This window comes from Pontibacter sp. 13R65, assembly GCF_047525655.1.
Classification (GTDB): Bacteria; Bacteroidota; Bacteroidia; order Cytophagales; family Hymenobacteraceae; genus Pontibacter.
The window spans coordinates 131,118-144,283 of the sequence record NZ_JBLIQL010000005.1 but is presented as its reverse complement, the minus strand read 5'-3'; the positions used below and the strand labels follow the sequence as shown (position 1 = coordinate 144,283).

The 13,166-nt window shown below is 46.0% G+C and carries 6 protein-coding genes; 4 read left to right on the top strand and 2 right to left on the bottom strand.

Annotated elements, in window-relative coordinates; all coding sequences use genetic code 11:
* Window positions 1–810 precede the first annotated feature (810 nt).
* Window positions 811–1,887, bottom strand: a complete 1,077-nt coding sequence (locus tag ACMA1I_RS08270; RefSeq protein ID WP_337067837.1) for a chemotaxis protein CheB — start codon at window positions 1,885–1,887, stop codon at window positions 811–813.
* Window positions 1,888–2,092: 205 nt separating this feature from the next.
* Between ACMA1I_RS08270 and ACMA1I_RS08265 the strand changes: the two genes are divergently transcribed.
* Complete coding sequence (locus tag ACMA1I_RS08265; protein ID WP_337067836.1) at window positions 2,093–6,049, top strand: CheR family methyltransferase; 3,957 nt, start codon at window positions 2,093–2,095, stop codon at window positions 6,047–6,049.
* Window positions 6,050–6,825: 776 nt separating this feature from the next.
* Here ACMA1I_RS08265 and ACMA1I_RS08260 read toward each other — a convergent pair.
* A complete protein-coding gene (locus ACMA1I_RS08260) occupies window positions 6,826–7,266 on the bottom strand; it encodes a DoxX family protein (RefSeq protein ID WP_337067835.1) in 441 nt (146 codons plus the stop codon).
* A gap of 1,021 nt (window positions 7,267–8,287) precedes the next feature.
* Here ACMA1I_RS08260 and ACMA1I_RS08255 point away from each other — a divergent pair.
* From ACMA1I_RS08255 to ACMA1I_RS08245, 3 genes are all read left to right on the top strand, one after another.
* Window positions 8,288–9,601 (top strand): ammonium transporter, encoded by a 1,314-nt coding sequence (locus ACMA1I_RS08255; RefSeq protein WP_337067834.1) that lies wholly within the window; start codon window positions 8,288–8,290, stop codon window positions 9,599–9,601.
* Window positions 9,602–11,231: 1,630 nt separating this feature from the next.
* A complete protein-coding gene (locus ACMA1I_RS08250) occupies window positions 11,232–12,626 on the top strand; it encodes an MATE family efflux transporter (RefSeq protein ID WP_337067833.1) in 1,395 nt (464 codons plus the stop codon).
* A gap of 84 nt (window positions 12,627–12,710) precedes the next feature.
* Window positions 12,711–13,145 carry a hypothetical protein gene (locus ACMA1I_RS08245; RefSeq protein WP_337067832.1) on the top strand — a complete coding sequence of 145 codons (435 nt, stop codon included), beginning with the start codon at window positions 12,711–12,713 and terminating at the stop codon, window positions 13,143–13,145.
* The last annotated feature ends 21 nt before the right edge of the window (window positions 13,146–13,166 follow it).

Sequence of the window (13,166 nt, the reverse complement as noted above, 5' to 3'; positions counted from 1 at the left end):
TTTAGGAGACTTCAGAAATGCTGATTTTTTAGCTGCTTGTTGAAAGCGTTTTTTTTTGTAAGGAGGTGTGGGTGAAAGTAGCTATTGATGTTACGCACCTCCTTACCATGATTCTTGGTAGCAATGAATTCTTCTAATGAAATTGGCCTTCCGGAGGCAGTATGGAGATTATGATACAGAGCACCAACTCTCTTCCACGTGTTAAGTCAGCCTTTTCCATTATGTCATCCTGAAGGGATCTTGTGGGCGAGATCCTACAACAACCGCTAGTAGCTTTCTGGTTTAAATTCCTCGCTAGTGCGAGCTTGTAGCTCGTACTTTCATGCCAACGGTTTCACTTTATAGCGTGGGCGAGATTCTTTAGCTTCGGCTATGGAACATTTGGTCTAAGTTCGCATAGCTACTGCTGATGCTTTATCAAGCTGAAGTTATTTCATTGCTGGAGTCTTTGTTCTTTTTGTCTTGATACAAAAAGAACCAAAAAAATCAAGACGATTTTGAACTCGCTGAACGCTCAGACAAAAAATCGTCAGTAGTTGCACCTGTCAGATGTGTTTACCCTGTAGCATCCTGCCGCAATATTTTATTTAAGATTAGCTATAAGCTTATTAATTTTTCTAATTAAAATGCCCTTCCAGAGGAAGATGGTAAGTAAATGGCTTTAGGCTTTTGCTGGCACCTGATCTTTCTTTAGGATACCCTAATTTTGAATTTCTAATTTTTAATTTATCATAGGTCTGTGGCTTCCTTGTTTTGAATACAGCAGGGGTTTAGGCCTTTCACTAGCTCCAGAGAAGACGCTAGCTACCTTTACATTGCTTCGCCCAGATGCTCCTCATCTGATAAGGCCGACTTGATAAGCAGCTCGCGTAAGCGCTCAATGTGCACCTTCATCTCTTCGGCTCTTTCTTCCTGCAGGCTCACCCAGCGCTTATTGGAGTTGCTGCTTTCAGCCTGCGACATGTTCAGTAAAATGTTGCGTCGTTCTTCGAGGGTGCGCATGGCTACCCAAAGGGTTTCTTCCAGGGAGCTGGACATACCGTGCAGCAGGGTGTCCTGAGTGTAGGCGTGGCCGGAGTGGCACCTGTACCGCGTTACTGTGCCTGGCTGCGTGAGTTCCCAAAGCCCACCTCCACAATCCGGACAGCTATAGGCAGCTCTTTCTCCTATACTCTCTAATTCTTCGATACTGGTCATGTTACTGTTTTTCATAATTCGTTCCGTTATTCGAGCCTCCTGCCATATATCGGTTGGCACCGTCACCGATTCTGGGGCAGGCATATCAACAAGTTTAGTCAGCAGTGCTCCCATTTCGGTTAGCGGCACTACATGATCTGTGGTTACATTTCGGATTACATTTAATGGTAACTGCGGAAACTCTGCATCAGCAGGGTCCTGTACTACGGTTGTGCCGCCGGACCTGACTACAGACTCCATGCCAACGACACCATCAGACATAAACCCGGTAAGCACTACCCCAATAACATGAGGGCCGTGGTAAGCTGCCGCAGACCGGAACATGGGGTCGATGGCAGGCCTGAACTGGTTCTCGCGGGCACCACGCACTACTATTAAAGAGTCCTTGTTTAAGAGCAGGTGTTTATCGGCAGGCGCCATGTAAAGCGTGGCTGGCTCTATGGTATCCTCGTGTTGGGCTGCTTTGCAGGTAAGCGCTGTATGTTGGCTAAGTCGATTGATCAGGAAAGAAACTGAAGAGTCTACACTCAGGTGCTGCACCACAAAAATAGAGGCAGGTAAATCAGCTGGCAGTTGGTCCACCAACTTGCACAAGGCCTGCATACCTCCGGCAGATGTACCAATTACTATTATTTTGTTTTTAGTAGGCATCGTTCGCTCCTTCTTCCGTTTACCAGTATATGAGCTCATGTTTACGGTGGCTATGAACAGAGAGTTGATAGCAGCACCAGCTCCTGTAAAAATTAAGTAAGCACCGCTGCGTACTAATACTTATTCTGCATCTTCTGTCAATACTTATACTTTAGCCTCCTGAAGTTATAATGAATTTAAATTGGTAAATTGCAAATTGGTAACGTTTCAGAGATCAGGACTATTCTGCACATAAAAACCGGGCATGGCAAAGACAGAGAAAAAGCAAACATACAGTGCGGCTAAAAAGGCCTCTAAAGAAGTATACATTATCGGAATAGGTGCCTCTGCCGGAGGTTTGCAAGCGCTCAGCGTTCTTTTTAACAACGTTCCCCACGATAGTGTCGCCTACGTTATCGTGCAACACCTTTCGTCTGAACACAGAAGCTTTTTAAAAGAGCTCCTGAAGCCACATTCTATCCTAGATATATTAGAGGCCGAACCAAACATGCTGGTGGAGCCGAACAAGGTGTACGTGATTCCGAATAACAAGGAACTCACCATTAAAAATAACCTGATACAATTAACTGAGAAAGCTTTTCAGGACCGATCCAAAACGATAGACATATTTTTTAAATCGCTGGCCGAAGATAAACAGCATCGCGCCATTGGCATAATCCTGTCGGGTACAGGAACCGACGGTACCGAAGGTGTGGTGGCCATAAAAAAAGCCGGCGGTATGGTAATAGTGCAAAATCCTGAAACGGCTAAGTTCGACGGCATGCCGCGCAATGCCATTAACACAGGGTATGCCGACTTTATTCTGGACCCTGAGGCCATGCCGCACGAGATCTTTAACTATGTAAAGGTATCGCCTATTGTCAGCGAAATTTCAGAGCTGGTAAACAGCGACAATGAATCTTCTTTCTACCTTATTCTGGACATGATTCATGAGCGTACCGGCATAGACTTTAGCAACTACAAACGCCCCACCATCATCAGGCGCATCAGCAGGCGTATGGCTTTCTGCGACATAACCTCGCTCGTAGATTACCTCGACTACCTGAACCTGCACCCGGCCGAAGTGGAGATTCTGAGTAAAGAGTTTCTGATTGGTGTTACCAAGTTCTTCCGCGACGAAGAAGCTTACGAAGTGCTGGCCTCTCAGGTAATACCCGCGATAGTTGAGATCAAAAACCGCTCTGAGCAGTTGCGTGTATGGGTAGCAGGCTGCTCCTCCGGCGAAGAAGCTTACTCCATAGCCATTCTCATACGGGAGTACATGGATAAATTCAAAAAGGAGCTGGAGGTAAAAATATTTGCCTCCGACATAGACCGTGAAGCTCTGGAATATGCTGGCAAGGGCCTTTACCCGCTACGGAGCGTAAGCGAAGTGTCGGAAGACAGGCTAAACGAGTATTTTGTAAAAGAAGAAGGAAAATTCAGAGTTTGCCAGCGGGTGCGCCGCATGGTTATTTTTGCCCCACACAATGTTACCAACGACCCTCCTTTCAGCAAAATAGACCTGATTAGCTGCCGTAACATGCTCATTTACCTGAACCCGCAGCTTCAGAAAAAAGTAATTGAAAGATTTCATTATGCTTTGCAGGTGGGCGGTTACCTGTTTCTGGGATCAAGCGAGAGTATAGGAGAACTCAAAAGCTTTCAGGAGGTAAATAAAAAATGGAAAATTTACCGAAGCATAGAGCAGGCGCACGCCCTGGGAATGGAATCGTTTACCAGCGGCAACCTGAGCAAAAAAACGGTGGGCACCCATGCACCAGGTTATACGCGAGATTTAACTTCGAAACAACATTTGCAGCAGAACTTTACCGAGCTGCTCAACGACACCATTATAAATGAATATGGTTTTGCTGCTGTTTACATAGACGAAAATTACGATATCCTGCACGGGGTGGGCAAATTTAAGAATTACCTCGATTTGCCAGATCAGAATTTCACGTTTAACCTGCTCAAGCTGGTGCCCCAGGACCTGGCCTCTAACTTAGGCACACTCCTGCGGAAAGCGGCCCGCGACCACGAAAAATTAGTGGCACACAACGTGCAGGTGCGCGATGGCAACTCTCTGCGCTTTATCAATATTATCGTAAATCCTTACCTGAAGGAAAATAAGCTGCAACAAAAAGCGCTTCTGGTAATTTTTGAGGAGGCTAGGCCAAGAACCGATATTGGCGTTACCCAGATCTCTTTATCAGAACCTCAAAACGAGAGCCGGGTACAAGAGCTGGAAATAGAGTTGCAGCACACTAAAGATGACCTGCAGGCAGTTGTAGAAGAACTCGAAACCTCGAACGAAGAACTCCAGAGTACCAAGGAGGAACTGCTTTCGTCTAACGAAGAGTTGCAGAGCACCAACGAGGAACTGCAGTCGCTGAACGAGGAGCTGCACACCATCAACACCGAGCACCAGTACAAAATTAAGGCGCTGATGGAGCTCGACGATGACTTGAACAATTACTTCAGAAGCACCGAGATCGGGCAAATTTTTGTGGACAGAAAATTGATTATCCGGAAATATACGCCTGCCGCTGCACGCCTTATTAACCTGATAGAAAGCGATATTGGCCGCTCAATTTACCAGATATCCAACAACCTGAAGTACGAGAACCTGATAGATGACATTAAAAGGGTAATCAGTAACACGCATGTCCAGGAGAGAGAGGTGCAGGACAACAACGGCATCTGGTACCAAGTGCGTATTCTGCCCTATATTACACAGGCTCGGAAAATTGATGGCGCTATTATTATTTTCATCCAGATTCATGAGCTTAAAACCCTGCACCTCATGCAATCGGGCATTCTGGATAGCTCACCTAACGCCATTATAACCCTAAAGTCTGTCCGCAATAGCAGCAATGCCATCGTAGACTTTAGCATAAGCACAGTAAACCGCAATGCTCAGGAACTATTCGGTTCTTCAGAAAATGAGTTGCAGGGCAGCACCCTCTGGAAAGGCTGGCCAGCCTTGTTAGAGCAGGGCATGTTTGAGCGCCTGGTGCAGGTAGTTGAGAAGGACGAACTGCTGCAAGTGGAGCAATTTCAACTGCACAATAAGCAGCAGCTCTGGATGCACATAGTGGCTGTTAGATTTGAAGATGGCCTGGTGCTGACGCTCCACAACTTAACCGAAAGAAAACTATACGAGCAGGAAATAATGAGGCAGCAGGAAGAGAATGAGAAAAGCGCCTATCGGTTCCGTACGCTGCTCGAAGCCGTGCCACTTATTACCTGGACAAACCAACCCAGCGGTGAGAACATATCGGTAAATGAAGCCTGGCACAATTTTACGGGCTTAAGTTCGGAAGACTCGAAGGGATGGGGCTGGTCTGTTGCTTTTCATCCAGAGGATAAAGATGCCTTTCTGCAGAAGTTTAAGGCATCACTGGAAACAGGAGAAGTGTTAAACACCCAGGCACGTATCTGGCACAAAGGCAGCAAAAGGTTCCGCAGCCATGTATTTAAAAATGTTCCCATAAAAGGTGCCGAAGGAGAAATTAGTCTCTGGATAGGAACTGCCACTGACATTCAGGATTTTAAAGATTCTGAGGAGGCAAATGCCCGGTTACGCTTATCGCAACACCGCGAAATTCTCAAAGCTGTGCTCCAAACGCAGGAAGCCGAACGAAAGAATATATCGGAAGCCCTGCATAATGGCCTTGGCCAGACCTTGTATGCCACCAAACTGAATTTGGATCAGCTAAAGCCCCAGAACAAGCAGGAGCAAGCTATCATAAACAAAATCGGGGAATTGCTAAAGGAAACCATTCAGGTAACCCGAAACATATCGTTTGGCTTAAACCCGTCTGTACTGAAGGATTTTGGCCTGCACGCCGCCCTGAAAGAAATCATATCGCGTATTAGCAGTCCCACGCTTAGGATCACACTCAAATACCATGGCTTTGAAAATCGCCTCGATAACTTTATTGAGCTGTTGCTGTACCGGATTACACAAGAACTTATAAATAACATCATTAAACATTCTAAGGCAACCAAAGCTTCTGTAGAATTGCACAAAGAAGGCCAAAAGGTGACACTCGTTGTGCAAGACAATGGTATTGGCTTGGGAAAGGAGGAGCTTAAAAGTATGAAAGGAATCGGTTTAAGAAGCATCCAGCATAGAATGGAACTCTTGGGTGGCGAACTGGAGATTGAGGCTTCGGAAGGAAAAGGTTCCCTGATCAAGCTGACCTGTTTTATTTAAATCCTTCAAAAGCTTGTGCTGGTAGAACAGGTGAAGGAAAATGATTTCAAAGCCATGTAAGTTACAAGCCATCACCGCACCACCTTATTACCACCTCTGGAAGGCTAATTTCAAAAGAAAATTTACATGACTTTGTCTAATTAAAAATTAGAAATTATGGGCTTTATTATCAAAAGACTTCTCTGATAATAAAGCCTTACATCATGAGCTTCTATTATGCCTCCGGAAGGCCATTTTCATTAGAAGAATTTGATTGGTATTTGTTAGTTGTTGATTGCTATAGAAAGCTCAACTAGCAACGATTCCTTACAGTGCCGTACAGCAGCTACAGAGCGATCATCTGAGCCAGGTGCACCCATTGACAATTTTTTGTTTGAGCGTTCAGCGAGTGGGGGTGCAGGGGCCCCCTTTAGACAAAATTGTCTTGATTTTTTTGGTTCTTTTTTTATCAAGGCAAAAAGAACAAAGACTCCAGCAATGAAATAACTTCAGCTCGATAAAGCATCAGCAGTAGCTATGCGAACTTAGACAACTAAACCAGTAACCTTTGTAGCTAAAGGCTCTCGTCCACAAGATCCTTCCAGGAGGACAAAAGGGAGACAGATGTAGCGTTAAGAGAAAATACTCCACCGCACAACTTGAGTGAAACTAATAAATCGTTCGGCCAAAGGTACTAACCAAGTGCGGAAACAATTCACAATCTGAAGATGCTACTACCAACAGGTAAATAAGAAGAATAATGTTTAGCTCCCATGCAAAAGATAGCTGTAAAGGTGCTAGTTTACTGCTGTCGTTTCATCTGTAATCTGGTGATCGAAAGACCATTTGCCGCCTCCCCTGATCAGCAGGAAAATGCTCCCCAGCAGCATAGCCCAGTCTGTGCGGCTGCCGTGCAGCATGGCCCAAAATCCATCGTTTACAAGCACATCGGCTTTAGTAGTGGCAATGGCCACCAGCATGATCAAAATGAGCGGCAGGCAGGCCAGGCGCGTTAGCAGGCCCAGCAGAATGAGCAGACCACAGGCAATTTCAAACCCACCGACAAAGGCACCCAAAAACTCCGGCTCGGGCAGTCCGATTTTATCGAAGCGCCCAGCCCCACGCATTTCGGCAAACATAAATTTCTGAATTCCTTCAGAAAAAAAGACGGCACCTACCATCAGCCGAATCAGGATAGTGGTTTGGGAATTGTCTGTAGGAATTATCTTCTGAAACATGTGTATGTTGTTGAGAGATAGTTGGTTTTTTGGAGCTACCACCAGTGCAGCCTTTGCCTCAGGCGCTTTACCTGCTCGCACAAATTAACTAATATTTGTTTTATTAAATTATGACTTTAGCCTTATATACCTGGTGTAAAAATAAAGAACTTGAGCTAAGCTACAAGCAGAAACCTCTAAATACCCAGTTATTTCCTACACCAGGTAAGACCTATAACTCATTTGTGCAGTATCTGAACATTCTCCATTAGCGGTATCACCACCTCCTTTTTATCATTCTGGAAGGATCTTGTGAGCGAGAGGCAATACTCCTTTTTTGTCATCCTGCAAGGATCTTGTGGGCAAGACCTTTTCGCAAAGGCTACTGTTCCCTCGCTAGTGCGAGCTTGTAGCTCGTACTTTCATGCCAACGGTTTAACTTTCTAGCGTGGGCTAGATTCGTTAGCTTCTGCTATTTTTGGTTTAGTCTAAGTTCGCATAGTTAATTTCTTTCTGTGACTTCGGAGTGAAGCTGTTGCATAGCTGGCTTTCTTGTTCTTTTTGTCTTGATACAAAAAGAACAAGAAAAATCAAGACGCGAAAAACTTGCTGAACGCTCTTTATAGAGGGCCCCTACCCCCGACAGTTTAGCGTCAAATGGTGCACCTGGCAAAGGAGTCTGCTCTGTAGCCTCCTGTCGCAATACAATAAGAGAGGCAGCTACCTGAAATTTAGGTAATCATAATCAAGTTCTTTTGCCAATTCACAGGATAAACTAGCAACAGCCGATGTAGGTAAAACAGAAATCGGTGGAAACTGCCTTTGTAAACTGGCACCCTCCCTCACCACAGGCTACTGTTAAAAGGAAGGTAAACTTTCCTTTAAACAATATTTTCAGCAGACGCAGTCAAAGCACTTAATCAATATCATTTCATTTACATTTTATTTATTTATTTGATAATTTTTCAAAATATATTGCGAAATGTTTTATTTTTAAAAATTACGATATAATTTCGGCCCTCTATAAAACCTACTTTATCCTATGGCTAAAAATCTAACTCGTATACCCTTTTTCTTTTTACTATTGATTGTACTGGTGGCACTTTTTGTTCCTTCGGCTCCTATAGCCGAAGAAAACGGAGATATAAGTGCCGCCGATACTGCCTGGATGCTGACAGCAACCGCCCTGGTGCTGATCATGACGCCTGGCCTCGCCTTTTTCTATGGTGGTATGGTAAACAAAAAGAACGTCATCTCGACCATGCTGCAGAGCTTTATCTGTATGGCGGTGGTAACGGTAATCTGGATCGTGTATGGTTTTAGCCTTGCCTTTGGAGAGTCGATAGGTGGCATTGTTGGCAACCCGGCTACCTTCTTTATGATGCGCGGCGTAATTGGCGGGGCCCCCTGGCCTGGCGCGCCCACTATTCCGCTGCTGCTATTTGCCATGTTTCAGTTGAAATTTGCCATTATTACGCCGGCACTTATTACAGGAGCTTTTGCAGAGCGGATCAACTTCAAATCTTACATCCTGTTTATCTGCCTCTTTTTCACGTTTATTTATGCGCCTTTGGCACACGCCACCTGGCACCCCGACGGCCTGCTAATGGGCTATGGCATTCTGGATTTTGCAGGCGGTACCGTGGTGCACATGTCAGCTGGTCTGGCGGCACTGGCATCAGCTATTTTTCTGAAGCGCCGCTACGACACCAACCACAACCCTGCCCACATTACCTACGTGATGCTCGGCACCGGTTTGCTTTGGTTTGGCTGGTTCGGCTTTAACTCAGGCTCAGCCTTGGGAGCCAGTACGCTGGCTGTAATTGCGCTGGGCACCACCACTACCGCTTCGGCTGCTGCTGCCCTGGCCTGGATCTTTTTTGATGCCATGAAAGGCAAAAAGCCTTCTGCCATGGGCACTTGTATTGGAGCCGTAGTAGGTCTGGTGGCCATTACGCCTGCGGCAGGTTTTGTTTCTATTCCTCACTCCATTGTTATTGGCGTGGTAGCCTCTCTGGTAAGCAACCTGGTGGTAGACTGGCGGACCAGAACCACCCTCGACGATACACTCGATGTGTTCCCGTGCCACGGTGTAGGCGGTATGGTAGGCATGCTACTGACAGGAGTTTTCGCCAGTCAAAACATTAACCCGGCCATAGAGCTGGGCAATGGCCTTATTTTTGGCGAAACCAAGCTTTTTCTGGTGCACGTAGCCGGACTAGTGGGTGTGAGCATTTTTGCCTTTTTTGGTTCGATGCTGCTCCTGAAAGTAACCGATCTCATCACAAAGCTGCGCGTAACCGAAGCAGAGGAAATAGAGGGCCTCGACTACAGCCAGCACGGCGAAACGCTGTAGCTTTTCTTGCTGTGGCACAGGCCTGCTAAGCCTGACCCCGTGTCCGGCACCTTTTAATTTGAATTATTTAGCTGTTCATATTTTGTTGAAGAAGGGGACTCTCGGGTTCCCCTTTTACATTTCAGGCTTAGCCACATCAGTCGGTAATCCTCTTAAACGTAGAAGAATATCAGTAGGTAAAAAGAAGATTTCTACCACCTGTAGCCACCTTACAGATCACCTCCCCCCTATTCCCCAACCCTAGAATATGCCTCTGGAAGGCTGTTTTTATTAGAAGAATTGAGCAAATGTCCTGATGTTTTCAGAAGATGAAATAAGAGCATTTCAGAATTGCGGGGAAAAAGCAGCACTAGTAGTGTTAGCTAGAAAAACCAATATCTCCATCCTAAGCTTGTAAAAGGAACTTTCTCCTACTCCAGAAAAGGGGTTCTCTTGCAATTACCCTAGTTTCAGGTTCAGCCTCAAAATGGTTGAAGTTACAATACCTTTACTTAATTGTTCCTTCGACAAGCTCAGGATGACTTTACAAGAAGCGTTTGTAGAATAGAGAGACTTTGCTGAAGTTTGTCTACCTTCCCCACAACTCAATATGCATCATACTACTTTATGCCCGTCCAATACTTTCAATACTCCTTTTTGCCGCCGGAAGACTGTTTTTATTAGAAGAATTGCATGGCTGCGCCCGATGTAGCTGCGCCTCATTATAAATTGGAAATTAGAAATTATGGGTAATTCTAGGATTCGCAGAATGACATAAAAGCCCTATGCCTTGTATCACTTAATAGCCTCTGGAAGGTCACTTTTATTAGAATAATTTGGTTGGTATTTGTTAGTTGTTGATTGCTATAGAAAGATCTACTAGCTAACAAAATCTTTGTAGTACCATACGCCAGCTACAGAGGAAAACCCTTGCCAGGTGCAACATTGACGATTTTATGTTTGAGCGTTCAGCGAGTTCAAAATCGTCTTGATTTTTTTGGTTCTTTTTGTATCAAGACAAAAAGAACAAAAACTCCAGCAATGCAACAGCTTCATTCCGCTGTCACAGCAAGAAAAGCCACTATGCTAACTTAGTCTAAACCAAAAATAGCAGAAGCTAGCGAATCTCGCTCACGCTAGAAAGTTAAACCCTTGGCATGAAAGCACAAGCAACAAGCTCGCACTAGCAAGGAATTTGAACCAAAAAGCAACTAGCGACTGCAGTCAGATCTCGCCCACGAGATCCTTTCAGGATGACAAATAGGAGAACAAACAAAAGAACAAGAAGGAGAACCAACAGGATAAAGAAAGGAAGGAAGAGGTAGTCACCAACTAAGTGCTACCGCAGAAACAGCTGCCAAAGAAAGCAGGCCTCTAAACTCTGGCAGAGGAAAGTGTATCAGGGAAATACAGTTGACCTACATCCAGAGCCTGCATTCCCTTACCAGCCTCAGGAAAGCTTATTACAAAAGCATCATCTAATAAAACCCAAAGCCTTCTCCCTACAGCAACCGTGCATCCTGTAACTCATTAATTTTATCGAGATTTAATAAAAACAGTTTGCTTCATCAGAACAGAAACAAATACATTTACCATTTCTTTTTAGAGAAGCAAAACTACCTCCTAAACATCCATTCCAGATAACAACACTATGAACGGGTATAAAGAGTTTCTGCAGCTGGTTTGGTTTGCCGTAAAAGGCAAGGAACAGGACTACACCACCCTTGGCATCAAAAAAGGTATCGTGCTGCTGTCCATTCCCATGATACTGGAAATGCTGATGGAATCGCTGTTTGCGGTGGTTGACATCTTTTTTGTAGGCAAACTGGGTTCCGATGCCCTGGCTACCGTAGGCCTTACTGAGTCTATCCTGATGATTATTTATGCAGTAGGCATGGGCATCAGTATTGCAGCAACTGCCATGATATCCCGGCGATTTGGCGAAAAAAACTACCACGAAGCCGGTAATATTACTTATCAGCTGGTGGCAACCGGTGTCATCCTGGCGCTGCTCATGGGCGGACTAGCCACTTATTTTGCGGCCGATATCCTGGCCCTGATGGGTGCTTCCGCAGAGATATTAAACACGGGCCTGGCCTATGCTCAGATCATTTTTGCCGGTAACCTCGCCATTATCATGCTGTTCCTGATAAACGGGGCATTTCGTGGGGCGGGCTCACCGCACCTGGCTATGCGGGCCCTGTGGCTGGCAAATGGCGCCAACATCCTGCTGGACCCCATCCTGATATTTGGAATCGGCAACATACCGGGTTTAGGCTTAGAGGGTGCCGCCTGGGCCACTACGGCAGGCCGCAGCATTGGCGTGGTATACCAGCTTTACCACCTCTTTAATGGTCGCCACCTGCTGCGCATCACGCGCCGGAATCTTGTCATCAGCCTGGCGATGGTTTGGCGAATTATCAAGGTATCGTCGGGGGGGATGGGGCAGTACCTGATCGACTCCGCCAGCTGGATCTTCCTGACCAGGCTTATTGCAGAGTTTGGCAGCAATGCACTCGCCGGGTATACTATTTCCTTCCGGCTTATTGTGTTTACCTTGCTGCCTGCCTGGGGCCTATCCTCGGCGGCGGCTACGCTGGTGGGGCAAAACCTGGGTGCCCAGAAAGCAAAACGTGCGGAGCTGGCAGTGTGGCTCACGGCACGTTACAATGTCATTTTTATGGCGGCGGCCACGCTTGTTTTCCTGTTGTTCGGCGACCACCTCTCCGCCTTGTTTACAAGTAATGAAGAAGTTATCGAAATTTCTTCCGAAGCCCTCCGCATCATTACCCTGGGATACATCTTTTTTGGGCTAGGCATGGTCATGGTGCAGGCCTTTAATGGAGCCGGCGATACTAAAACGCCAGCCCTTATCAATATTACCGTGCTATGGGTGATTGAAATTCCGCTGGCTTATTTGTTAGCCATTACGATGAACCTGGAGGCTACCGGTATTTTTATCGCTATTGCCTTCTGCCACTCGTTTCATGCGCTGGTGAGCTGGTGGCTCTTCCGGAAAGGAACCTGGAAAAAAACGCAGATCTGATAGCCGAACCCGAATTGTATAACTTTTGAGTCGGAATATAAACAGACTCTCCTATCTTTACAGCAGATACAAACCACTACAAACATGTATACAGGATTACAGCATTTACACTCTTACATGGCCTACCTGGTACTTTTGGGACTTCTCATTAGTCTGGGCGCTGCGTTGGCTGGCACATTTGGCAACCGACCGTACACCGACAAAGATCGCAAGCTCAGCCTGTTCGGGCTCATTGCAACACACCTTCAGATCGTTTTCGGACTGATCTTGTATTTTGTGTCGCCGCTTGGTGCTTCAAACTTTTCTGGTGATTCCATGAAAGATTCTGTTTCGAGGCTTTACATGCTGGAGCACCCGCTTACCATGGTGATAGCGGTGGTGCTGGTAACTGTGGGGTACTCCCGCGCTAAACGCCTGATCGGGCAAAATTCCGGATTCAAGAGCATCGCCATTTTCTATGCCATTGCCCTGATCCTCATCCTGGTGCGCATTCCCTGGATTTCCTGGCCCGGCAACTAAGCAGCCTTGACATTATAAAGC

Coding starts and splice junctions, on each gene's coding strand:
- ACMA1I_RS08260 (WP_337067835.1), bottom strand. CDS start 7,266: ATGTTTCAGAAGATAATTCCTACAGACAATTCCCAAACCACTATCCTG.
- ACMA1I_RS08270 (WP_337067837.1), bottom strand. CDS start 1,887: ATGAGCTCATATACTGGTAAACGGAAGAAGGAGCGAACGATGCCTACT.
- ACMA1I_RS08250 (WP_337067833.1), top strand. CDS start 11,232: ATGAACGGGTATAAAGAGTTTCTGCAGCTGGTTTGGTTTGCCGTAAAA.
- ACMA1I_RS08265 (WP_337067836.1), top strand. CDS start 2,093: ATGGCAAAGACAGAGAAAAAGCAAACATACAGTGCGGCTAAAAAGGCC.
- ACMA1I_RS08255 (WP_337067834.1), top strand. CDS start 8,288: ATGGCTAAAAATCTAACTCGTATACCCTTTTTCTTTTTACTATTGATT.
- ACMA1I_RS08245 (WP_337067832.1), top strand. CDS start 12,711: ATGTATACAGGATTACAGCATTTACACTCTTACATGGCCTACCTGGTA.